The sequence below is a fragment of the Streptomyces sp. NPDC093568 genome, from assembly GCF_044764945.1.
In the GTDB taxonomy this organism is placed as follows: Bacteria; Actinomycetota; Actinomycetes; order Streptomycetales; family Streptomycetaceae; genus Streptomyces.
Genome location: NZ_JBIWJD010000007.1, coordinates 401,034 through 424,472, shown reverse-complemented (window position 1 = coordinate 424,472; position 23,439 = coordinate 401,034). Strand labels below are relative to the sequence as shown.

The 23,439-nt window shown below is 69.2% G+C and carries 18 protein-coding genes and 1 pseudogene; 16 read left to right on the top strand and 3 right to left on the bottom strand.

Going from position 1 to position 23,439, the window contains the following annotated elements; all coding sequences use genetic code 11:
• Window positions 1–45: 45 nt before the first annotated feature.
• Window positions 46–1,380 (top strand): geranylgeranyl reductase family protein, encoded by a 1,335-nt coding sequence (locus ACIRD7_RS28535; RefSeq protein ID WP_403458046.1) that lies wholly within the window; start codon window positions 46–48, stop codon window positions 1,378–1,380.
• Here the strand turns inward: ACIRD7_RS28535 and def are convergent, their stop codons facing one another.
• The gene (gene def, locus ACIRD7_RS28530; protein WP_403458045.1) at window positions 1,381–2,007 is read right to left on the bottom strand and encodes a peptide deformylase; all 627 of its coding nucleotides are present in this window, start codon (window positions 2,005–2,007) and stop codon (window positions 1,381–1,383) included.
• Between the two features lie 88 nt (window positions 2,008–2,095).
• On the opposite strand from def, the gene ACIRD7_RS28525 reads away from it, so the two are divergent.
• Window positions 2,096–3,922 (top strand): FAD-dependent oxidoreductase, encoded by a 1,827-nt coding sequence (locus ACIRD7_RS28525; protein WP_403458044.1) that lies wholly within the window; start codon window positions 2,096–2,098, stop codon window positions 3,920–3,922.
• Window positions 3,923–3,979: 57 nt separating this feature from the next.
• Here ACIRD7_RS28525 and ACIRD7_RS28520 read toward each other — a convergent pair whose 3' ends face one another.
• Together ACIRD7_RS28520 and ACIRD7_RS28515 are read right to left on the bottom strand one after the other, a co-directional pair.
• Entirely contained in the window at window positions 3,980–4,813 is an 834-nt protein-coding gene (locus ACIRD7_RS28520) for a C40 family peptidase (RefSeq protein ID WP_403458043.1), read from the bottom strand.
• A 251-nt stretch (window positions 4,814–5,064) separates the two neighbouring features.
• Window positions 5,065–6,457 (bottom strand): annotated as a pseudogene (locus tag ACIRD7_RS28515) (ATP-binding cassette domain-containing protein).
• Window positions 6,458–7,225: 768 nt separating this feature from the next.
• On the opposite strand from ACIRD7_RS28515, the gene ACIRD7_RS28510 reads away from it, so the two are divergent.
• The 14 genes from ACIRD7_RS28510 to nuoN are packed head-to-tail and all read left to right on the top strand — an operon-like array spanning window position 7,226 to window position 23,312.
• A complete protein-coding gene (locus ACIRD7_RS28510; RefSeq protein WP_030950624.1) occupies window positions 7,226–7,585 on the top strand; it encodes an NADH-quinone oxidoreductase subunit A in 360 nt (119 codons plus the stop codon).
• A 15-nt stretch (window positions 7,586–7,600) separates the two neighbouring features.
• A complete protein-coding gene (locus ACIRD7_RS28505; protein ID WP_007383964.1) occupies window positions 7,601–8,155 on the top strand; it encodes an NADH-quinone oxidoreductase subunit B family protein in 555 nt (184 codons plus the stop codon).
• The gene (locus ACIRD7_RS28500; protein ID WP_403458041.1) at window positions 8,152–8,922 is read left to right on the top strand and encodes an NADH-quinone oxidoreductase subunit C; all 771 of its coding nucleotides are present in this window, start codon (window positions 8,152–8,154) and stop codon (window positions 8,920–8,922) included. Before ACIRD7_RS28505 ends, ACIRD7_RS28500 begins: the two co-directional genes overlap by 4 nt.
• Window positions 8,919–10,298 (top strand): NADH-quinone oxidoreductase subunit D, encoded by a 1,380-nt coding sequence (locus tag ACIRD7_RS28495; protein ID WP_403458038.1) that lies wholly within the window; start codon window positions 8,919–8,921, stop codon window positions 10,296–10,298. Before ACIRD7_RS28500 ends, ACIRD7_RS28495 begins: the two co-directional genes overlap by 4 nt.
• Window positions 10,295–11,167 carry an NADH-quinone oxidoreductase subunit NuoE gene (gene nuoE, locus ACIRD7_RS28490; RefSeq protein ID WP_403458037.1) on the top strand — a complete coding sequence of 291 codons (873 nt, stop codon included), beginning with the start codon at window positions 10,295–10,297 and terminating at the stop codon, window positions 11,165–11,167. The genes ACIRD7_RS28495 and nuoE overlap by 4 nt, the downstream gene beginning before the upstream one ends.
• Window positions 11,167–12,516, top strand: a complete 1,350-nt coding sequence (gene nuoF, locus ACIRD7_RS28485; protein WP_403458035.1) for an NADH-quinone oxidoreductase subunit NuoF — start codon at window positions 11,167–11,169, stop codon at window positions 12,514–12,516. Before nuoE ends, nuoF begins: the two co-directional genes overlap by 1 nt.
• Complete coding sequence (locus ACIRD7_RS28480) at window positions 12,513–15,017, top strand: NADH-quinone oxidoreductase subunit G (protein WP_403458033.1); 2,505 nt, start codon at window positions 12,513–12,515, stop codon at window positions 15,015–15,017. Before nuoF ends, ACIRD7_RS28480 begins: the two co-directional genes overlap by 4 nt.
• Window positions 15,014–16,390 (top strand): NADH-quinone oxidoreductase subunit NuoH, encoded by a 1,377-nt coding sequence (gene nuoH, locus ACIRD7_RS28475; RefSeq protein ID WP_403458032.1) that lies wholly within the window; start codon window positions 15,014–15,016, stop codon window positions 16,388–16,390. The genes ACIRD7_RS28480 and nuoH overlap by 4 nt, the downstream gene beginning before the upstream one ends.
• Window positions 16,383–17,024, top strand: a complete 642-nt coding sequence (gene nuoI, locus ACIRD7_RS28470) for an NADH-quinone oxidoreductase subunit NuoI (RefSeq protein ID WP_403458030.1) — start codon at window positions 16,383–16,385, stop codon at window positions 17,022–17,024. Before nuoH ends, nuoI begins: the two co-directional genes overlap by 8 nt.
• Window positions 17,021–17,863, top strand: a complete 843-nt coding sequence (locus ACIRD7_RS28465) for an NADH-quinone oxidoreductase subunit J (protein ID WP_403458029.1) — start codon at window positions 17,021–17,023, stop codon at window positions 17,861–17,863. Before nuoI ends, ACIRD7_RS28465 begins: the two co-directional genes overlap by 4 nt.
• Window positions 17,860–18,159: an NADH-quinone oxidoreductase subunit NuoK gene (nuoK, locus tag ACIRD7_RS28460; RefSeq protein WP_003998919.1), complete on the top strand. Its 300-nt coding sequence runs from the start codon at window positions 17,860–17,862 to the stop codon at window positions 18,157–18,159. The genes ACIRD7_RS28465 and nuoK overlap by 4 nt, the downstream gene beginning before the upstream one ends.
• A 16-nt stretch (window positions 18,160–18,175) precedes the next feature.
• Window positions 18,176–20,089 carry an NADH-quinone oxidoreductase subunit L gene (gene nuoL / locus ACIRD7_RS28455; RefSeq protein ID WP_403458027.1) on the top strand — a complete coding sequence of 638 codons (1,914 nt, stop codon included), beginning with the start codon at window positions 18,176–18,178 and terminating at the stop codon, window positions 20,087–20,089.
• Window positions 20,090–20,094: 5 nt separating this feature from the next.
• On the top strand, window positions 20,095–21,666 hold the full coding sequence (locus ACIRD7_RS28450) for an NADH-quinone oxidoreductase subunit M (protein ID WP_403458026.1): 1,572 nt from the start codon (window positions 20,095–20,097) through the stop codon (window positions 21,664–21,666).
• Window positions 21,663–23,312 (top strand): NADH-quinone oxidoreductase subunit NuoN, encoded by a 1,650-nt coding sequence (nuoN, locus tag ACIRD7_RS28445; protein WP_403458024.1) that lies wholly within the window; start codon window positions 21,663–21,665, stop codon window positions 23,310–23,312. Before ACIRD7_RS28450 ends, nuoN begins: the two co-directional genes overlap by 4 nt.
• The last annotated feature ends 127 nt before the right edge of the window (window positions 23,313–23,439 follow it).

Here is a 23,439-nt window from a genome sequence, read left to right as displayed (position 1 = left end):
GGCAGCCCTTCAGCCGGGTGATCAATTCTGCTGAATAGACTGCCCATGTCCAGTGCCGGTCGGCACGCAGATTTCGAACCTTGGGGAGATCCCGCCGTGACCGAGCCCCTCTCCGAAAACACCGCCGATGTCATCGTCGTCGGCGCGGGGCCAGCCGGCTCCACCACCGCGTACCACCTCGCCAAGGCCGGACTCGACGTACTGCTCCTGGAGAAGACCGAGTTCCCGCGGGAGAAGGTCTGCGGAGACGGCCTCACCCCGCGCGCCACCAAGCAGCTCGTGGCGATGGGCATCGACATCTCCGAGGAAGCCGGCTGGCTGCGCAACAAGGGCCTGCGGATCATCGGCGGTGGCGTACGGCTCCAGCTGGACTGGCCGGATCTCGCCTCCTTCCCCGACTACGGACTCGTCCGCAAGCGCGACGACTTCGACGAGCAGCTCGCCCGCCAGGCCCAGAAGGCCGGCGCCCGGCTCTACGAACGCTGCAACGTCGGCGCCCCCATCATCGACGACCGCACCGGCCGGATCACCGGCGTCCACGCCAAACTCGGCGAGGAGAAGCGCGAGGTCACCTTCCGCGCGCCGCTGGTCGTCGCCGCCGACGGCAACTCCACGCGCCTCTCCCTCGCGATGGGCCTGCACCGCCGCGAGGACCGCCCGATGGGCGTGGCCGTACGGACGTACTTCGAAAGCCCCCGCCACGACGACGACTACCTGGAGTCCTGGCTGGAGCTGTGGGACCGCCGAGGGGCCGAGGACCGTCTCCTGCCGGGCTACGGCTGGATCTTCGGCATGGGCGACGGCACCTCCAACGTCGGCCTGGGCGTGCTCAACACCTCCGACTCCTTCAAGGAGCTGGACTGGCGCGAGGTCCTCAAGGCCTGGTGCGCCTCCATGCCGGAGGACTGGGGCTACACCCCGGAGAACATGACGGGCCCGATCCGCGGCGCCGCCCTGCCGATGGCCTTCAACCGCCAGCCGCACTACACCAAGGGCCTGCTGCTGGTCGGCGACGCCGGCGGCCTGGTGAACCCCTTCAACGGCGAGGGCATCGCCTACGCCATGGAGTCCGGCCAGATCGCCGCCGACGTCATCGTCCAGGCCCACGCCCGCTCCACTCCCGCGGGACGCGAGATGGCCCTCCAGCGCTACCCGCGCGTGCTGAAGGACACCTACGGCGGCTACTACACGCTGGGCCGCGCCTTCGTGAAGCTCATCGGCAACCCGAAGGTCATGAAGATCGCGACCCAGCGCGGCCTGACCCACCCGATGCTGATGAAGTTCACGCTGAAGCTGCTCGCGAACCTCACGGACCCGACCGGCGGCGACGCGATGGACCGCATCATCAACGGGCTGAGCAAGGTGGCACCGAAGGCCTGATCAGGTGCTGAGCGCCTCGATGTTGGCGGCCCGGCGGGCGAACACCTCGTCCCGCCGGGCCGCCATCTGTCCCAGCGCGTCCTTGCGTTCGCGCTTGGAGAGCCGGTCGAGATAGACCTGCCCCGCGCAGTGGTCGGCCTCGTGCGCGAGGCAGCGGGCGAAGTAGCCGGTGCCCTCGATCACGAGCGGCTCGCCGTCCTTGTCGAACCCGCGCACCACGGCCCGGTCCGGACGCGGTACGTCCATCACGGCGCCCGGCACGGACAGGCACCCCTCGCTGTCGTCGAGGAGCCTGCGGTGCGCGGCGTCGAGCGGCTCCAGCACCGGGTTGACGATGTGCCCGACATGCCGGACCCCGTCGTCGTCCGGGCAGTCGTACACGAACAGCCGCGCGTCGACCCCTACCTGGTTCGCCGCCAGTCCCGCCCCGTCGGCGATGTACATCGTCAGGAACATGTCGTCGATGAGCGCGGCGAGATCGGGCCCGAACTCGGTCACGTCCCGGCACGGCTTGTGCAGCACCTCCTCGCCCACCTCGGTGATCCTGCGCACCGAACCGCGCCGGGCCTCGGGCGCCAGCGGCGGATACGACTCGACGGGCCTGCCTTGCACGAAGACGCTGGGCATGTCTCTCTCCCTGTGGTTGTGAGGATGCTGTAGGTGGCCGGGAAACGGGCTTCCGACCTTCGGAGCCCCTCCCTACCCTCCGGGTCCCATGACAACAGAACACACGCAGGAGCCCCAGGAGCAGACAGGTCACACACTCTCCGGCCACACCCGCAGACGCTTTCTGGCCGGCGCCGGTTCGATGGCCGGCGCGCTCGCCTTATGGCCCGCCGGCAGCGCGCGGGCGGCGCAGGGGCGCCGCGTGGCCGTCCTCGGCGGCGGGGTCTCGGGCCTGAGCGCCGCCCACGAACTCGCCGAACGCGGCTACGCCGTCACCGTCTACGAGTACTACGACTCCCTCGGCGGCAAGGCCCGCTCGATGCCCGTCCCGGGAACGGCGGCCGGCGGCCGGGCCGACCTCCCCGCCGAGCACGGCTTCCGCTTCTTCCCCGGCTTCTACCGGAACCTGCCGGACACCATGCGGCGCATCCCCGTCGCCGGCAACGCGAACGGCGTCCACGACAACCTCGTCAGCGGCACCGAGGCCCTGTTCGCTCGCGCGGGCGGCCGTCCCGACCTGCACTTCCCGCTGCGCCGCGCCACCACCCCGCCGCGCCCCGGCGACCTCACCCTCGGCTGGATCCGCGACCAGCTCCTGTCAGTGCTGGACCTCGGCACCCGCCTGCCCGCCCACGAGGCCGCCTACTTCGCCGACCGCCTGCTCGTCCACCTCACGAGCTGCGACGCCCGCCGGGAGGGGCACTGGGAGAAGGTCGCCTGGTGGGACTTCATCCGCGCGGAGGAGATGAGCGAGGAGTACCGGACGCTCCTCGGCATCGGCCAGACCCGCAATCTCGTCGCCACCCGCGCGGAGGTCGCCTCGACCAGGACGGTCGGCCGCGTCATCATCGAGGCCCTGCTCCTGTGGGGCCTGCTCGGCCGCGGCATGGACGGCGACGCCGACATCGACCGTGTCCTCAACGCCCCCACCAACGAGGCCTGGATCGACCCGTGGGAGGCCCACCTGCGGTCCCTGGGCGTCGAGTTCGTGCTCGGCACCCAGGTCCACGAGGTCCGCTACGACGGCGGACGGGTGACCGGCGTCCATGTCTCCGCCCGCGACGGCGGCGACGACCGTACCGTCACCGCCGACCACTACGTCTCCGCGCTCCCGGTCGAGCACGCGCGCCTGACGTGGGGAGCGGGGCTGCGCGCGGCGGACCCGCAGTTCGCGCGCTGCGACGCGCTCCAGGCGGACTGGATGACCGGCGTGATGTTCTATCTGCGCACGCCCACGCCGGTGGTCCACGGCCACGTCAACTGCCTCGACTCACCCTGGTCGGTGACGGGCGTCGGCCAGGCCCAGTTCTGGGTCGGCCGGGACTTCTCGCGCGACTACGGCGACGGACGCGCCCACGACTGCCTCTCCGCGATCATCTCGGAGTGGGACAAGCCGGGCATCCTGTACGGAAAGACGGCCAAGGAGTGCAGTAAGGAGGAGGTCGTCGCCGAACTCTGGGCGCAGCTGAAGGACGGCCTGAACGACGCCGGCAAGACCGTGCTCCGCGACGAGGACCGCCTGGGCTGGTTCATGGACCCGGCGGTGACGGGCCTCGGCGGCCCCGACCCACGGAACCGGGAGCAGCTCCTCATCCACCCCACGGGCACGCTCTACAACCGCCCGACGGCCCGTACGAAGGTCCCGAACTTCTTCCTCGCGGGCGACTACGTCCGCACCGACGTGGACCTGGCGACGATGGAGGGCGCCAACGAGTCGGCGCGGCTGGCGGTCAACGCAATCCTGGACGCGGACCGTTCGGACGCCGAGCGCTGCCGGATCTGGGAGCTGTACCGGCCCCCGGAGCTGGAGCCGCTGAAGCGGATCGACGAGGTGCGCTACCGGTTGGGCCTGCCCAACACCTTCGACCTCGGGTAAAGGCGTAAGGGCCGCTGCCCCCGAGCGGCTGCGGCCCTTACGGTGAGTCCCCGCGTCTCAGAGGACGCGCACCGCGCCCGACGCGGGGTATCCGGACAGGTCCTGGATGACGACGCCCTTGGAGGGGTTGGCCGCGTCCAGGTACTGGCCGTTACCGATGTAGACGCCCACATGGTAGGCGGAGCCCTTGCCGCCCCAGTAGAGGATGTCGCCGACCTGGATCTGCGACAGCGGGATGTCGGTGCCCGACATCGACTGGTCCTGCGAGACCCGCGGCAGGTCGACACCGACCTGCTTGTACGCGGCCTGGACCAGGCTGGAGCAGTCCCACGCGTTGGGGCCGGTGGCACCCATGACGTACGCGTCGCCCAGCTGCGCCTTGAGGAAGGCGATGACCGTGCCGACGCTGCCGCTCGCGGGAGCGGACACGTCCGTGCTGGTGCTCGCGGAGGCGGACAGGGTGGTCCGCTCCGCGCTACGGGAGGCGGCCTCCTCGGCGGCGGCCCGGCGGGCCTCCTCCGCCTTCTTCTTCGCCTCGGCCTTCTTCTTGGCCTCCGCGAGGTCCTTCTTGGCCTCCTTCGCCGCCGCGGCGGCGGCCGCGTCACGCTCGGCGTCGAGCTCGTAGTTCGCTGCCGCCAGCTGCGTGGCGTCGGCGGACTGGGCGAGCTGGTCCGCCAGGTCACCCGTGAGGGTGGGCAGTTCGATGGTCTGCGTCACCGGCTCGGCGGCGTTCGCCGTGGCCGCTGCGCCAGCCGCTGCCATGCTGAGGACGCCACCGGCAACTCCGGCGCGCATCGCGATGGTCGTGGACGCGGTGCGGCGGGGCTTCCGGTGGCTGCGTATGTGAGCGGTGTGGGACATGAGAACAACGGGTATCAGGGGCTCCTCCATACCTTCAAGAAACGTGTGCTGCGCCACAGTTGCTCAATGGGCGGCCCAAATTCCTGGCTCACCGCCCTTTATTGACGCCGTAACGGACATACCGGGCGCAGGTGATCATGCCTGTGATCATGGGGTTTCGTTATTACGTCCGTATTGCCCCGCAACTAGCATTGGTTGGGACGGTTGGCCAAGCCCGCTTCTCCGGGTCTCCGGTTGATGTGGTGGAGGTCACGCAACGGTTACAGCGGTGAAGGCGTCCTTCACCTGATCCGCTCAACCCGACGCTCGTCCCACACCGGCTCGGCCGTCTCGCGGACCAGTCCGTCCGACCCAAAAGCCAGGAACCGGTCGAACGGCCGCGCGAACCAGCGGTCGTGGGTGACCGCCGGCACCGCACCCTCGTACGCCTCCAGTCCCTCCTGAAGGGCTTCGGTCGACTCCAGATCGAGGTTGTCCGGGTGCCCGTCGGCTCGTTCAGCAGCGGGATCTGGAAGCGGGCCTGCTGGCCGCCCGGCAGTCGGTCGAAGACCTGGTCTCCCTGACGGTCCAACTCGTACCGCCGCAAAACCGGCATCGCGCCGACTCGGTCCCGCGCGTGCTCGCCCAGCGGATGTCCACCCGGGTCCGCCCCAACGGCTCGGGGTGGGCGTGCGTTTGGGCGAAGTGTCCCGGTACGACACATGCGCCCAGCTTGACCGCGCCCGTGTGCGCCACGTCCTCGCCGGCCCCCAGCCTCAGGAAGTGCGACTTGCCCGAGCCGTTCGAGCCGAGCACCGCGACCCGTTCGCCGTGGAAGACCTCCAGCGAGAACGGCCCCCTCAGACCCGTCAGCTCCAGATCGGCACGGGTGACCGCGCGGACCCCGGTGCGCCAGCCGTGCAGCCGCATCCGGATCTCCTGCTCGCGCGGCGGCTCCGGCGGCGGCCCGATCTCCTCGAACTCGCGCAGCCGGGTCATGGCCCGCCTGATAGCTCGAGGCCATGTCGTCGCTGCGGGAGGCGTACTGCTGCATGTCCTGCACCAGCCGCTTGAGCTGAGCGTGCTTCTCGTCCCAGCGGCGGCGCAGCTCCTCGAACCGGGCGAAGCGTTCTTGCCGTGCCTCGTGGAAGGTGCCGAAGCCGCCGCCGTGCACCCACACGTCCGAGCCGGCCGGTGAGGGCTCGACGGCGATGATCCGCTCGGCGGCGCGGGTCGGCAGCTCGCGGTCGTGCGAGACGAACAGCACCGTCTTGCCGGCCTCGGCGAGCCGCTCCTCCAGTCACCGCTTGCCGGGCACGTCCAACTAGTTGTCCGGCTCGTCCAGCAGCGCCTCGTCGGGTCGCGCAGCAGGGCCTCCAGCGCGAGCCGCGCCTGCTCGCCGCCGTGCAGGGGGGCATACCTGAGGGAACTGCGCCTTCTCGTACGGCACTCCGATCGCCGCCGAGGTGCGCGGCCGGGCCGCGGCATCCCGCCCACACCGCCGCTCGACGTCACTGCCCCCGCCGTGCGGGCGCAGCTCGCCCGAGAGCAGCCGCAGCAGGGTTGTCTTGCCGGCGACGTTGGCCTCACGAGGGCCGCCATCGCGCCCTCGCCCACCCGGAACGACACATCGCCGAGCAGTACCCGCCCGTCGGGCAGGTAGTACTCGAGGTGCGAGGCTTCCAGGTGCCCCATGGTTCACGTGTCCTTGTCTGAGGGGGAGAGGGAGAGGGGGAGAAGCCCGCCCTGATCTCCCCGCTCGCCGGGACGTGGATCGACGAGACGGAACTGGACGACCCCGCTCCACGAACTGCTCGATGCGGACGCGTCAGATGAGCATGGTGAGGTTAGTGAGAGTGGTGGGGCGCACGAGCCTTCGCCGCTGATCGCTGGTCGATACGAGCGCTTCACGCGAGGACCTGGCCGTGACGACCGCCCGCCGCGCCACTTCGGCGTCCCCCCGGCGCCCGCGCGCCAGAACCCCCAGCCCCTCCGCGATGCCCGGGGGCTTCCTTGTGCCGGGCCCTTGTGAAGGGATGAACGTGTCCACACCGCGGACGTTTGTCCCTCCGATGTGTGAAAAGCCGTCCTATACCAGGGGCTTGACGACGCCCGCCACTTTGCAGCGGACATGATCCATCTGGTAATGCGCACACCCTCTGATCAGCGTTGACGAGCGAAAATGTCACCAGTGGTGATCACTCAGGCGCTTCTTGTGCGAAGGTCATGGCTCATCCGACTTCATGATCCTTCATCAGGTGGTGGAGATCACAAAGCTTGTGCAATACCCCGTGTCGCAGATCACAGAGCGGCGGGCATAAGATGCGAGGCAGTTGGGCTTGTGACCTGCTTCACATGTTCTCGATCTTCGCCGGGACGAGCGGGGTTTGTGGGACCGGTGGGGCGGCTGTGAGCCCAGTGCAACCGCCAGCAGTCAGTGCCGACTGAGAGGAGCGAGGAGCGGTGAACGCGTATGCGCCCATCCTCGTACTGGGAGCCCTCGGGGCAGGCTTTGCGATCTTCTCCGTGGTCATGGCCACGCTGATCGGTCCGAAGCGGTACAACCGGGCCAAGCTCGAGGCCTATGAGTGCGGAATCGAGCCGACCCCCACGCCGGCCGGTGGCGGGCGCTTCCCGATCAAGTACTACCTGACGGCGATGCTCTTCATCATCTTCGATATCGAGATCGTCTTCCTCTACCCCTGGGCCGTCACCTTCGACTCCCTGGGGATCTTCGGGCTCGTGGAGATGCTGCTCTTCGTGCTCACCGTCTTCGTCGCGTACGCGTACGTATGGCGGCGCGGCGGCCTGGAATGGGACTGAGGGGCCTTTAACGACATGGGACTCGAAGAAAAGCTGCCGAGCGGATTCCTGCTGACCACCGTCGAGCAGGCCGCGGGCTGGGTGCGCAAGGCGTCTGTCTTCCCGGCCACCTTCGGCCTCGCCTGCTGTGCCATCGAGATGATGACCACCGGCGCCGGCCGCTACGACCTGGCGCGCTTCGGCATGGAGGTCTTCCGCGGATCCCCGCGCCAGGCCGACCTGATGATCGTCGCCGGCCGGGTCAGTCAGAAGATGGCGCCGGTGCTCAGGCAGGTCTACGACCAGATGCCGAACCCCAAGTGGGTGATCTCCATGGGGGTCTGCGCCTCCTCGGGCGGCATGTTCAACAACTACGCGATCGTCCAGGGCGTCGACCACATCGTCCCGGTCGACATCTATCTCCCGGGCTGCCCGCCACGGCCCGAGATGCTGATGGACGCCATCCTCAAGCTTCACCAGAAGATCCAGTCCTCCAAGCTCGGCGTGAACGCCGAGGAGGCGGCCCGGGAGGCGGAGGAAGCGGCGCTCAAGGCCCTGCCCACGATCGAGATGAAGGGGCTGCTGCGGTGAGCGACGCGAACGGCACCAACGGTGCGAACGGGGCGAACGGTTCCAACGGGGTCAACCCCGAGAAGGACCTCTCCGCCTCCAACCTCCCCGGCCAGCGCGGCCAGGGCGGCGAGGAGATCCGCGTCCAGCGCGGCATGTTCGGCGCCAACAGCGGCGGCGACACCTCCGGCTACGGCGGCCTCGTGCGCTCGATCCGCCTCCCGGGCCCCACGGGCCGCCCCTACGGAGGCTGGTTCGACGAGGTCGCCGACGAACTCGAGGGCGCGCTGGAGGAGCAGGGACTCCTCCCCGGCAACGCCATCGAGAAGACGGTCGTCGACCGCGGTGAACTCACCTTCCACATCGAGCGCGAGCACCTGGTCCGCGTGGCCCGTACGCTGCGCGACGACCCGGCCCTGCGCTTCGAGTTGTGCACCGGGGTCAGCGGCGTCCACTACCCGAGCGACAAGGGCCGTGAGCTGCACGCCGTCTACCACCTGCGCTCGATCACCCACAACCGGCTGATCCGCCTCGAAGTCAGCGCCCCCGACAGCGACCCGCACATCCCGTCGCTGTGCTCCGTCTACCCGACGAACGACTGGCACGAGCGCGAGACGTACGACTTCTTCGGCATCGTCTTCGACGGTCACCCGGCCCTGACGCGGATCATGATGCCGGACGACTGGCAGGGCCACCCGCAGCGCAAGGACTACCCCCTCGGCGGCATCCCCGTCGAGTACAAGGGCGCCCAGATCCCGGCTCCGGACCAGCGGAGGTCGTACTCGTGAGCACGCAGTCAGCATCCGCCCACCCGTCACCCGGCCACCACCCCTCATCGGGTCCCTCCGGGACACAGAGTCTTTCTCGAGAGACCACCGAGGGCACCGTCTACACGGTCACCGGTGGCGACTGGGACGAGGTCGTCCAGGCCGCGGCCCGTGCCGACGACGAGCGCATCGTCCTCAACATGGGTCCCCAGCACCCCTCCACGCACGGTGTGCTCCGCCTGATCCTGGAGATCGACGGCGAGACCGTCACCGAGGCCCGCTGCGGCATCGGCTATCTCCACACCGGCATCGAGAAGAACCTCGAGTACCGGACCTGGACGCAGGGCACCACGTTCGTGACGCGCATGGACTACCTGACGTCCTTCTTCAACGAGACCGCCTACTGTCTCGCCGTCGAGAAGCTCCTCGGCATCGAGGACCAGATCACCGAGCGCGCCAAGATCATCCGAGTGCTCCTGATGGAGCTGAACCGGCTCTCCTCCCACCTGGTGTGCATCGCCACCGGCGGCATGGAGCTCGGCGCCACCACGATCATGATCTACGGATTCCGTGATCGTGAAATGATTCTCGACATCTACGAGCTCATCACGGGCCTGCGCATGAACCACGCGTACATCCGGCCCGGCGGACTCGCCCAGGACCTGCCGCCCGGCGCGGTGGACCACATCCGCGAGTTCGTGAAGAAGATGAAGAAGAACCTCCCGGAGTACGACAAGCTCGCCACCGGGAACCCCATCTTCAAGGCCCGCATGCAGGACGTCGGCTATCTCGACCTGGCCGGCTGCATGGCGCTCGGCGCCACCGGCCCGATCCTGCGCTCCACCGGCCTCCCGCACGACCTGCGCAAGACGCAGCCGTACTGCGACTACGAGACCTACGACTTCGAGGTCCCGACCGCCGACACCTGCGACTCCTACGGGCGCTTCCTGATTCGCCTGGAAGAGATGCGCCAGTCGCTGGGGATCATCGAGCAGTGCCTGGACCGGCTGCAGCCCGGCCCGGTCATGGTCGCCGACAAGAAGATCGCCTGGCCCGCCCAGCTCGCCCTGGGACCCGACGGGCTCGGCAACTCCCTCGACCACATCAAGAAGATCATGGGCACCTCCATGGAGGCCCTGATCCACCACTTCAAGCTGGTCACCGAGGGCTTCCGCGTACCGCCGGGACAGGCGTACGCGGCCGTCGAGTCGCCCAAGGGCGAACTCGGGGTGCACGCCGTGTCCGACGGCGGCACCCGCCCCTTCCGGGTCCACTTCCGGGACCCGTCCTTCACCAACCTGCAGGCCATGGCGGCGATGTGCGAGGGCGGCCAGGTCGCCGACGTCATCGTCGCCGTCGCGTCCATCGACCCCGTGATGGGAGGCGTCGACCGGTGACCACCTCTTCTTCCGAGCCGGGCGTCAGCCTGGGCATGCCCGAACTGCCCGCGCCCGGCTACCCGGACGACGTTCGAGCCCGGCTGGAGACCGACGCGCGCGAGATCATCGCCCGCTACCCGGACTCCCGGTCCGCCCTCCTGCCGTTGCTGCATCTCGTGCAGTCGGAGGAGGGCCATGTCACGCGCACCGGGATGCAGTTCTGCGCGGACATGCTGGAGCTGACCACGGCCGAGGTCACCGCGGTCGCCACCTTCTACACCATGTACCGGCGCAAGCCGAGCGGTGACTACCAGGTGGGCGTCTGCACCAACACCCTGTGTGCGGTGATGGGCGGCGACGCGATCTTCGAGGAGCTCCAGGAGCACCTCGGCGTCGGCAACGGGGAGACCACCGGCGACGGCAAGGTCACCCTGGAGCACATCGAGTGCAACGCGGCCTGCGACTTCGCGCCGGTCGTGATGGTCAACTGGGAGTTCTTCGACAACCAGACCCCCGACAGCGCCAAGCGCCTCGTCGACGACCTGCGCGAGGGCAGGCCCGTGGAGCCGACGCGCGGGGCTCGGCTGTGCACCTTCAAGGAGACCGCGCGGATCCTGGCCGGCTTCCCCGACGAGCGGCCCGGGGCCGTCGAGGAGAGCGGCAGTGCGGGACCGGCGTCGCTGGTGGGTCTCCGCCTGGCCAGGGGAGAGGCCGCACCCGCGCGCGTGGTCCATCCGCGTGACGGCGGCCCGCACGACGAGCCGCAGGACAGGCCGGTGCACGAGCCGTCGCCGACCGAGCACCTCAGTTCGCACGACGCGCCGCATGAGACGTCGGCATCCGACCCGGCCCACCCGGCAGGGCCTGTCGCCGAGGAGGGGGAGTGATGACATTGGCACCCGAGCTGAAGGAAAACAGCCCCGAGAAGCTGCTCGCACCCGTGCTGTCGGCCTTCTGGGACGAGGACAGGTCCTGGACGCTGGACGTCTACCGCAGGCACGAAGGGTACGAGGGACTTCGCAAGGCGCTCGCCATGTCGCCGGACGACCTGATCGCGTACGTCAAGGAGTCCGGTCTGCGCGGGCGCGGCGGCGCGGGATTCCCCACCGGAATGAAATGGCAGTTCATTCCCCAGGGCGATGGAAAACCGCACTATCTAGTTGTCAACGCCGACGAGTCGGAGCCCGGGACGTGCAAGGACATCCCGCTCCTCTTCGCGAACCCGCACAGCCTCATCGAGGGCATCGTCATCGCGTGTTACGCCATCAGGTCTTCGCATGCCTTCATCTATCTGCGTGGTGAAGTCGTCCCCGTTCTGCGGCGGTTGCACGAGGCCGTGCGCGAGGCCTACGCGGCGGGATTCCTCGGCGAGAACATCCTGGGCAGCGGACTCGACCTCGAACTCACCGTGCACGCCGGCGCCGGCGCGTACATCTGCGGTGAGGAGACCGCGCTGCTCGACTCGCTCGAAGGCCGCCGTGGTCAACCGCGGCTGCGTCCCCCCTTCCCTGCGGTGGCAGGTCTCTACGCCTGCCCGACTGTTGTGAACAACGTCGAGTCGATCGCGTCGGTTCCCGCGATTCTGCATCGGGGCAAGGACTGGTTCCGGTCGATGGGCAGCGAGAAGTCCCCGGGCTTCACGCTCTACTCGCTCAGCGGCCACGTCGCGAGCCCCGGCCAGTACGAGGCCCCGCTCGGCATCACCCTGCGCCAGCTCCTCGAGATGAGCGGCGGTATGCGGCCCGGCCACCGTCTGAAGTTCTGGACGCCGGGCGGCTCCTCGACGCCGATGTTCACCGACGAGCACCTCGACGTCCCGCTCGACTACGAGGGAGTGGGCGCCGCCGGTTCCATGCTCGGCACCAAGGCCCTGCAGTGCTTCGACGAGACGACCTGCGTCGTGCGCGCCGTCACCCGCTGGACCGAGTTCTACGCCCACGAGTCCTGCGGCAAGTGCACACCCTGCCGCGAAGGCACCTACTGGCTCGTGCAGCTGCTGCGCGACATCGAGGCCGGCAAGGGCGTCATGAGCGACCTCGACAAGCTGAACGACATCGCCGACAACATCAACGGCAAGTCCTTCTGCGCCCTCGGCGACGGCGCCGCCTCGCCGATCTTCTCCTCGCTGAAGTACTTCCGCGAGGAGTACGAGCAGCACATCACGGGCCGGGGCTGCCCCTTCGACCCGGCCAGGTCGACGGCCTGGGCCGACCACCGTACGGAGGTGAACGCATGACTGTGACCACGAGCGCTCCCTCCGGAGGGGGAGAGGCGGCGGTCCCGCCGGAGGATCTCGTGACGCTCACGATCGACGGCGTCGAGATCAGTGTGCCGAAGGGCACGCTGGTCATCCGCGCCGCCGAGCAACTCGGCATCGAGATCCCCCGCTTCTGCGACCACCCGCTCCTCGACCCGGCCGGCGCCTGCCGCCAGTGCATCGTCGAGGTCGAGGGCCAGCGCAAGCCGATGGCGTCCTGCACGATCACCTGCACGGACGGCATGGTCGTGAAGACGCATCTCACCTCGCCGGTCGCCGAGAAGGCCCAGAAGGGTGTGATGGAGCTCCTGCTCATCAACCACCCGCTGGACTGCCCGGTCTGCGACAAGGGCGGCGAGTGCCCGCTGCAGAACCAGGCCATGTCGCACGGCCACTCCGAGTCCCGGTTCGAGGGCAGGAAGCGGACGTACGAGAAGCCCGTACCGATCTCCACGCAGGTGCTGCTCGACCGCGAGCGGTGCGTGCTGTGCGCCCGCTGCACCCGGTTCTCCAACCAGGTCGCGGGCGACCCGATGATCGAGCTGCTGGAGCGGGGCGCGCTCCAGCAGGTCGGCACCGGTGAGGGCGACCCGTTCGAGTCGTACTTCTCGGGCAACACCATCCAGATCTGCCCGGTCGGCGCGCTCACCTCGGCGGCGTACCGCTTCCGCTCGCGCCCCTTCGACCTCGTGTCGTCCCCGAGCGTCTGCGAGCACTGCTCCGGCGGCTGCGCCACCCGCACCGACCACCGGCGCGGCAAGGTCATGCGACGGCTCGCCGCCAACGACCCCGAGGTCAACGAGGAGTGGATCTGCGACAAGGGGCGCTTCGGCTTCCGGTACGCCCAGCAGCGCGACCGGCTCCAGACCCCGCTGGTGCGCAACGCCGAGGGTGACCTCGAACCGGCGTCCTGGCCGGAAGCGCTGCAGATCGCGGCTCAGGGGCTGCTCGCCTCGCGCGGCCGCACCGGCGTGCTGACCGGCGGCCGGCTCACCGTCGAGGACGCCTACGCGTACAGCAAGTTCGCGCGCGTGGCGCTCGACACGAACGACATCGACTTCCGCGCGCGCGTGCACAGCGGCGAGGAGGCCGACTTCCTCGCCGCGCGGGTCGCCGGTCACGGCCGCGACCTGGACGGTACGGGCGTCACGTACACCTCCCTGGAGAAGGCGCCGGCCGTCCTGCTCGCCGGGTTCGAGTCCGAGGAGGAGGCGCCCGGCGTCTTCCTGCGGCTGCGCAAGGCCTGGCGCGGTCACGGACAGAAGGTCTTCTCGCTCGCCACGCACCCGACCCGCGGCCTGGAGAAGGCGGGCGGCACCCTGCTGCCGGCCGCCCCCGGCACCGAGACCGAGTGGCTGGACGCGCTGGCGAGCGGGGTCGGCCTGGACGAGGACGGTGCGCGGGCCTCCGAGGCGCTGCGCACCGAGGGCGCGGTGATCGTCGTCGGCGAGCGGCTGGCCGCCGTGGCGGGCGGGCTCACCGCCGCCGTACGGGCCGCGACGGCGACCGGCGCCGAACTGGTCTGGATCCCGCGCCGGGCGGGCGAGCGTGCCGCCGTCGAGGTGGGCGCACTGCCCTCGCTGCTGCCGGGCGGACGTCCCGCGACCGACCCGCGCGCGCGTGAGGAGGTCGCCGCCGTCTGGGGCGTGGCCGACCTCCCGGTCCGCTACGGCCGCGACACCGGCCAGATCGTGGAGGCCGCCGCGTCCGGCGAACTCCAGGCCCTGCTGGTGGCGGGCGTCGAGGTCGCCGACCTGCCGGACCCGGCACGCGCGCGTGAGGCGCTCGCCGAGGCCGGGTTCGTGGTCTCGCTCGAACTGCGGCCCGGTGAGGTGACCCGGCGCGCCGACGTCGTCCTGCCCGTCGCCGCGGTCGCCGAGAAGGCCGGCACCTTCCTCAACTGGGAGGGCCGGGTGCGCTTCTTCGAGGCCGCGCTCAAGCCCGACCAGATGACCCGCCGCCTGGCCCCGACCGACGCGCGCGTGCTGCAGATGCTGGCCGACGCCATGGACGTACACCTGGGCCTGCCGGATCTGCGCACCACGCGCGCGGAGATCGACCGGCTCGGCGCCTGGGACGGACCGCGGGCCACCGACCCGCTCGCGACCGGGGCCCAGTTGCCGCGGCCGGCCGCCGGAGAGGCCGTCCTCGCCGGACACCGGCTGCTGCTCGACCAGGGCCTGCTCCAGCAGGGCGACGAGGCGCTCGCCGGCACCCGGCACGCCGCCCACGCGCGCGTGTCGGCCGCCACGGCCGCCGAGGCCGGCGTGAAGGACGGCGACGTCCTTGCCGTGACCGGCCCCGCGGGAGTGGTCGAACTGCCGCTGCAGATCACGGAGATGCCCGACCGGGTGGTGTGGCTGCCGCTGAACTCGGTGGGCGGCGGCGTCGCCTCCGACACCGGGGCGCTGCCCGGCTCACTCGTCCGCATCGGCCCGGCGACGCTCGCGTCCGAGGCCCCCGAGGAGGTGGAGGCATGAGCCCTTTCCTCGCCGCTGAAGACCTCTCGATGTTCGGCCGCGACCCCTGGTGGCTGGTCGTCATCAAGGCGGTGTTCTGCTTCGCCTTCCTGATGGTGACCGTGCTGTTCTCCATCGTCTGGGAGCGCAAGGTCGTCGCCTGGATGCAGCTGCGCATCGGGCCCAACCGGCACGGCCCCTGGGGCATGCTCCAGTCGCTCGCCGACGGCATCAAGCTGATGCTGAAGGAAGACGTCATCGTCAAACGCGCGGACAAGGTCGTCTACGTCCTCGCGCCGATCGTCGCGGCCATCCCGGCCTTCATGGCGATCGCGGTGATCCCCTTCGGCCCGGCCGGCAACGAGATCTCGATCTTCGGCCAGCGCACCACGATGCAGCTCACCGACCTGCCGATCGCGATGCTCTACATCCTCGCGGTCGCCTCGGTCGGCATCTACGGCATCGTGCTGGCGGGTTGGAGTTCCGGATCCACCTATCCGCTGCTCGGCGGCCTGCGCTCCTGCGCGCAGATGATCTCCTACGAGATCGCGATGGGCGCCGCGTTCGCCTCGGTGTTCCTCTACTCCGGGTCGATGTCGACCTCGGCGATCGTCGAGGCGCAGCAGGACCGCTGGTACATCGTGCTGCTGCCGGTGTCGTTCCTGATCTACATCGTGACGATGGTCGGCGAGACCAACCGCGCCCCCTTCGACATGCCGGAGTCCGAGGGCGACCTGGTCGGCGGCTTCAACACCGAGTACTCGTCGATCAAGTTCGCGATGTTCATGCTCGCCGAGTACGTGAACATGGTGACGGTCTCGGCCGTGTCGGTGACGCTCTTCCTGGGCGGCTGGCGGGCCCCGTATCCGGTCAGCGCCTTCTGGGAGGGCGCGAACCACGGCTGGTGGCCGCTGCTCTGGTTCGTGATCAAGGTCCAACTGCTGCTGTTCTTCTTCATCTGGCTGCGCGGCACGCTGCCTCGCGTCCGCTACGACCAGCTGATGAAGCTCGGCTGGAAGGTCCTCATCCCGGTCTCCGTCGTCTGGCTGATGCTGGTCGCGACCGTGCGGACCCTGCGCAACGAGAACTACGACTTCGCCGACATCGCCCTCTACGTCGGCGGCGGCGTCCTCGCACTGCTCCTGCTCTCCTTCGTCGTCGACATGTTCCGCGAGAAGGCCAAGGGCACCGAGCGGGCCGCCGAGGAACCGGCCGCGTTCGACGCGATGGCGGGCGGATTCCCCGTACCGCCGCTGCCGGGACAGGAGTTGCCGCCGGTGCCGCGGCGCCGCTCGCACCGTGAGCGGGACCTGATTGTCAGTGGCGGGCCCGATACTCAGAGTGACGGATCGCTGAGCGGTTCCACGGAGGGAAAGGAGGCGTCCGATGGCTGAGGAGCCCAAGGAGACCAAGCCCGGTTTCATGAACCCCGTCGCAGGCTTCGGCGTGACCTTCAAGGCCATGTTCAAGAAGCGGCTGACCGAGCAGTACCCGGAGCAGCCGAAGACCACCGCTCCGCGCTTCCACGGACGGCACCAGCTCAACCGCCATCCGGACGGCCTGGAGAAGTGCGTCGGCTGCGAGCTGTGCGCCTGGGCCTGCCCCGCCGACGCCATCTACGTGGAGGGCGCCGACAACACCGAGGAGGAGCGCTACTCCCCGGGCGAGCGGTACGGGCGCGTGTACCAGATCAACTACGCCCGCTGCATCCTGTGCGGCCTGTGCATCGAGGCGTGCCCCACGCGCGCGCTGACGATGACGAACGAGTTCGAGCTGGCGGACTCCAGCCGCGCCAACCTCATCTACACCAAGGAGCAGCTGCTCGCCGGCCTTGAGGACGGCATGGTCGACACCCCCCACGCCATCTACCCGGGGACCGACGAGCAGGACTACTACCGGGGGCTGGTGACGGAGGCCGCGCCCGGCACCGAGCGGCAGGTCGCCCACTCCAAGGGCGAGGTCGTGCAGGAGGCCGACTCGACCTTCGGCGAGACCGAGCCGGCGTCCGAGAAGGTGATCGGCCGATGACCGCACAACTCGCCGCCTACTCCACCTCCACCGGAGAGGCCGTCCAGTTCTGGATCCTCGGCACGGTCGCGGTGATCGGCGCCCTGTGCACCGTCTTCATGAAGAAGGCCGTGCACAGCGCCCTCTGCCTGGCCGGGACCATGATCGTTCTGGCTGTCTTCTACCTCGCCAACGGCGCCTACTTCCTGGGCATCGTGCAGATCGTCGTCTACACCGGCGCGATCATGATGCTGTTCCTGTTCGTGGTGATGCTCGTCGGCGTCACGGCCGCGGACTCCCTGAAGGAGACCATCAAGGGTCAGCGTTGGCTGGCCCTTCTCTGTGGGCTCGGCTTCGGCGTCCTGCTGATCGGGGGCATCGGAAACGCCTCCATCACGGAGTTCGACGGCCTCGCCCAGGCGAACGCGAACGGCAATGTGGAGGGCCTCGCCGCCCTCATCTTCACCAAGTACGTCTTCGCCTTCGAGATCACCGGCGCCCTGCTGATCACGGCCGCCGTCGGCGCCATGGTGCTCACGCACCGCGAGCGCACCGAGCGGGCCAAGACCCAGCGCGAGCTGTCCGAGGAGCGCATCCGCGAGGGCAAGTACATCCCGCCGCTCCCGGCCCCGGGCGTCTACGCCCGGCACAACGCCGTGGACATCGCGGGCCTGCTCCCCGACGGCACCCCGTCCGACCTCACGGTCAGCAAGACGCTGCGCGAACGCGGCCAGATCCGTGACGTGTCCACCGAGGCGCTCAACGACCTGCGGGCGCTGGAGCAGCGCGCGGAGGAGCGGCTGGAGCGGACCGCGATCGAGCCGTCCACCTTCAAGCGGCCGGAGGAGGCGTCCAAGTGAACCCGGTCAACTACCTGTATCTCGCGGCCCTTCTGTTCACGATCGGCGCCACCGGCGTACTGATCAGGCGCAACGCGATCGTCGTGTTCATGTGCATCGAGCTCATGCTCAACGCCTGCAACCTGACGCTCGTCGCCTTCTCCCGGATGCACGGCAACCTCGACGGCCAGATCATCGCCTTCTTCACGATGGTCGTCGCCGCGGCGGAGGTCGTGGTCGGGCTGGCGATCATCGTGTCGCTGTTCCGTTCCCGCCACTCGGCCTCGGTCGACGACGCCAGCCTGATGAAGCTCTGAGGGGTCGGAAGAAATCGTGGAGAACCTGATTGCGCTGCTGATCGCGGCGCCCCTGCTCGGAGCGGCCGTACTGCTGTGCGGCGGCCGGCGCCTCGACGCCGTCGGCCAGTGGCTCGGCACGCTCCTGTCGTTCGTCTCCTTCGCCTTCGGCGTGGTCCTCTTCGCCGACCTGCTGGGCAAGGATCCCGAACAGCGGACCCTCACCCAGCACCTGTTCAGCTGGATCCAGGTCGAGGGCTTCCAGGCGGACGTCGCCTTCCGCCTCGACCAGCTGTCGATGACGTTCGTGCTGCTGATCACCGGCGTCGGCTCGCTGATCCACCTGTACTCGGTCGGGTACATGGAGCACGACGAGCGGCGCCGCCGCTTCTTCGGCTATCTGAACCTGTTCCTCGCGGCGATGCTGCTGCTCGTCCTCGCCGACAACTACCTCCTGCTGTACGTCGGCTGGGAGGGCGTCGGTCTCGCCTCCTACCTGCTGATCGGTTTCTGGCAGCACAAGCCCAGCGCCGCCACCGCCGCGAAGAAGGCCTTCCTGGTCAACCGCGTCGGCGACATGGGCCTGTCGATCGCGATCATGCTGATGTTCTTCTGGTTCGGCACCTTCGCCTTCGGGCCGCTGCTCGGCGGCGAGGGCGAGCCGGGCATGGTCGGCGACGCGAGCGAGGGCAAGCTCACCGCGATCGGCCTGATGCTGCTGCTCGCCGCGTGCGGCAAGTCCGCCCAGGTACCGCTCCAGTCCTGGCTCGGGGACGCGATGGAAGGCCCGACTCCGGTCTCGGCCCTCATCCACGCCGCGACGATGGTGACCGCGGGCGTCTACCTGATCGTCCGCTCCGGAGCGATCTTCAACGCGGCGCCCGACGCACAGCTGGTCGTCACGATCGTCGGCGTCGTCACGCTCCTGTTCGGTGCGATCGTCGGTTGCGCGAAGGACGACATCAAGAAGGCGCTGGCCGGCTCGACCATGTCGCAGATCGGCTACATGGTCCTCGCGGCCGGCCTCGGCCCCATCGGCTACGTCTTCGCGATCATGCACCTGGTGACGCACGGCTTCTTCAAGGCCGGGCTGTTCCTCGGCGCCGGTTCGGTCATGCACGGCATGAACGACGAGGTCGACATGCGCAAGTACGGCGGCCTGCGCAAGTACATGCCGGTCACCTTCGTCACCTTCGGCCTCGGCTACCTCGCGATCATCGGCTTCCCCGGTCTGTCCGGCTTCTTCTCCAAGGACAAGATCATCGAGGCGGCGTTCGCCAAGGGAGGCACCGAGGGCTGGATCCTCGGCGGCTGCGCGCTGCTGGGCGCCGCGATCACCGCGTTCTACATGACGCGCGTGATGCTGATGACGTTCTTCGGCGAGAAGCGCTGGCAGCCGGACGCGAACGGCAACGAGCCGCACCCGCACGAGTCGCCCAAGGTCATGACGATCCCCATGATCGTGCTGGCCGTCGGATCGGTGGCCGCCGGTGGGTTCTTCAGCATCGGCGACCGCTTCATCCACTGGCTGGAGCCCATCACCGGGCACGACCACGGTGACGCGCCGCTGAGCGCGGGAGTGATCACCGGCGCGACCGTCGCGTGCATGGTCATCGGTGTCGCCATCGCCTACGGCCAGTACGGCCGCCGCCCGGTCCCGGCCGCCGCCCCGCGCGGGTCGGTGCTCACCCGGGCCGCCCGGCGCGACCTGTACCAGGACGACTTCAACCACGTCGTCCTCGTCCGCGGCGGCGAGCACCTCACACGCTCCCTGGTGTACGTCGACCACACGCTGGTCGACGGCGTCGTCAACGGCACGGCGGCCTCGGTCGGCGGCCTGTCCGGACGGATGCGCAGGCTGCAGAACGGCTTCGCGCGGTCGTACGCGGTCTCGATGTTCGGCGGTGTGGCGATCCTCATCGCCGCGACCCTGCTGATGAGGGCGGTCTGATACCGATGTCCTTTCCTCTTCTGACAGCCACGGCGGTGCTGCCGGCGATCGGGGCGATCGCCACGGCCGCCGTGCCGGCCGCGCAGCGCACCGCCGCCAAATGGCTCGGGCTGCTCGTCTCGCTCGGCACACTCGCCCTCGCGATCACCGTCCTGGTCCGCTTCGACCCCGACGGCGACCGCTATCAGCTCACCGAGTCCCACTCCTGGATCGCGGACTTCGGGGTCCGCTACGAACTCGGGGTGGACGGCATCGCGGTCGCGCTGATCGCGCTGACGGCGCTGCTGATCCCGTTCATCATCCTCGCGGGCTGGCACGACGCCGACCCGCTGGAGACCGGCAGCAAGCGGTGGCGGCCCACCCAGGGCTTCTTCGCCCTGATCCTGGCCGTCGAGGCGATGGTGATCCTCTCCTTCGAGGCCACCGACGTCTTCCTCTTCTACATCTTCTTCGAAGCCATGCTCATCCCGATGTACTTCCTCATCGGCGGCTTCGGGGACCGTGCCCACGAGCACGGCGAGAAGGTGGCGTCTACGCAACGGTCGTACGCGGCCGTGAAGTTCCTGCTCTACAACCTGGTCGGCGGTCTGATCATGCTGGCCGCGGTGATCGGCCTGTACGTGGTCGCCGGGAACTTCAGCCTCCAGGAGATCGCCGAGGCCCGCGCCAACGGCACGCTCGACATGGCGACGAACACCGAACGCTGGCTGTTCCTCGGCTTCTTCTTCGCCTTCGCGGTGAAGGCGCCGTTGTGGCCGCTGCACACGTGGCTGCCGAACGCGATGGGGGAGGCCACCGCACCGGTCGCCGTCCTCATCACCGCGGTCGTCGACAAGGTGGGCACCTTCGCGATGCTCCGCTTCTGCCTCCAGCTGTTCCCGGAGGCCAGCAAGTGGGCGACGCCCGCGATCCTCGTCCTGGCGCTGATCAGCATCGTCTACGGCGCGCTGCTCGCGGTCGGACAGCGGGACATGAAGCGCCTGATCGCCTACGCGTCGATCTCGCACTTCGGCTTCATCATCATGGGCATCTTCGCGATGACCAGCCAGGGCCAGTCCGGCGCGACGCTGTACATGGTCAACCACGGGATCTCGACGGCCGCGCTGATGCTGGTGGCCGGCTTCCTGATCTCGCGGCGCGGCTCGCGGCTCATCGCCGACTACGGCGGTGTGCAGAAGGTCGCCCCGGTACTCGCCGGCACCTTCCTGATCGGTGGCCTCGCGACCCTGTCGCTGCCGGGACTGGCGCCGTTCGTCAGTGAGTTCCTGGTCCTGGTCGGCACGTTCACGCGCTACCCGGTGATCGGCATCATCGCCACCTTCGGCATCGTGCTCGCCGCGCTGTACGTCCTCGTCCTCTACCAGCGGACGATGACCGGCCCGGTGAAGCCGGAGGTCTCCGCGATGCCCGACCTCAGGGTGCGTGAGCTCGTGGTCGTCGCCCCGCTGGTCGCGCTGCTGCTCTTCCTGGGCGTCTACCCGAAGCCCCTGACGGACATCGTCAACCCGGCGGTCAAGCAGACCATGTCCGACGTACAGAAGAAGGATCCCCAGCCCGAGGTGGAGGCGGCCAAGTGAGCGCATCAGCCGTCCACAGCCTGTGGACAACCGCGGCCGACCCGATCTCGAAGATCGACACGCCGAAGATCGAGTACGCACAACTGTCGCCCACCCTGATCGTCGTCGGCGCGGCGATCGTCGGGGTGCTGATCGAGGCGGTCGTGCCGCGCAAGGCGCGCTACTACGCGCAGGTGTTCGTCGCCGCCGTGGCGCTCGTCGCGGGCTTCGCCGCGGTCGTGGCGCTGGCGGCGGGCGGATATGCCACGACCAAGTCGGGCATCGCCGCGATGGGCGCCATCGCCGTCGACGGACCGGCCCTGTTCCTGCAGGGCACGATCATGCTGGCCGCCCTGGTCGGCCTGTTCACCTTCGCCGAGCGGCGGCTCGACCCGGCCGCGCACGGCAACCGGGTCGACTCCTTCGCCGCGCAGGCCGCCTCCGTGCCGGGCAGCGACAGCGAGAAGGCCGCGGTGAAGGCCGGGTTCACCACCACCGAGGTGTTCCCGCTGCTGATGTTCGCCGTCGCGGGCATGCTGATCTTCCCGTCGGCCAACGATCTGCTGACGCTGTTCATCGCCCTGGAAGTCTTCTCGCTGCCGCTGTACCTGATGTGCGCGCTGGCCCGCCGCAAGCGGCTGATGTCGCAGGAGGCCGCGGTCAAGTACTTCCTGCTCGGTGCCTTCGCCTCCGCGTTCACGCTGTTCGGCATCGCGCTGCTGTACGGCTACGCGGGCTCGGTGTCCTACGCGACGATCGCGCAGGTCGTCGACGGCACGGTGCCGGACGTCACCCCGGCGCTCGCGGACACCATGGGCAACGACGCGCTGCTGCTCGTCGGCGCCGCGATGATCGTCATGGGCCTGCTGTTCAAGGTCGGCGCGGTCCCGTTCCACATGTGGACGCCGGACGTCTACCAGGGCGCGCCGACGCCGGTGACCGGCTTCATGGCCGCGGCGACGAAGGTGGCCGCGTTCGGTGCCCTGCTGCGCATCCTGTACGTCGTGCTGCCCGGCCTGCGCTGGGACTGGCGGCCGGTGATGTGGGGCGTGGCGATCGTCACCATGCTGGGCGGCGCGATCGTCGCGATCACCCAGACCGACATCAAGCGCCTGCTGGCGTACTCGTCGATCGCGCACGCCGGATTCATCCTCGCGGGTGTCATCGCGACCACGCCGGACGGGGTGTCGTCCGTCCTCTTCTACCTGGCCGCGTACTCGTTCGTGACGATCGGCGCGTTCGCGGTGGTGACACTGGTGCGCGACGCCGGCGGTGAGGCGACGCACCTGTCCAAGTGGGCCGGTCTGGGCCGCCGTTCGCCGCTGGTCGCGGCCGTCTTCGCGGTGTTCCTGCTGGCCTTCGCGGGGATTCCGCTGACCTCCGGCTTCGCCGGGAAGTTCGCCGTGTTCAAGGCGGCGGCCGAGGGCGGGGCGGGCCCGCTGGTCGTGGTCGGTGTGATCTCGTCGGCGATCGCGGCATTCTTCTACATCCGCGTCATCGTGCTGATGTTCTTCAGCGAGCCGAACCCGGAGGGGCCGACGGTCGCCGTTCCGTCGCCGCTGACGATGACGGCGATCGGGGTCGGTGTGGCGGTCACGCTCGTGCTGGGCGTGGCGCCGCAGTACTTCCTGGATCTGGCGAACGACGCGGGGGTCTTCGTCCGCTGAGGCGGCGTTCCCCCGGCACGGCAGTGGCCCGGCTTCCCCTGAGGGAAGCCGGGCCAATGTCATGTCGAGTGGGGTGAGCCTGTGGATAACTCCGGGGCTGTCGGTGCGGGCCCCTATCGTGGAGGCA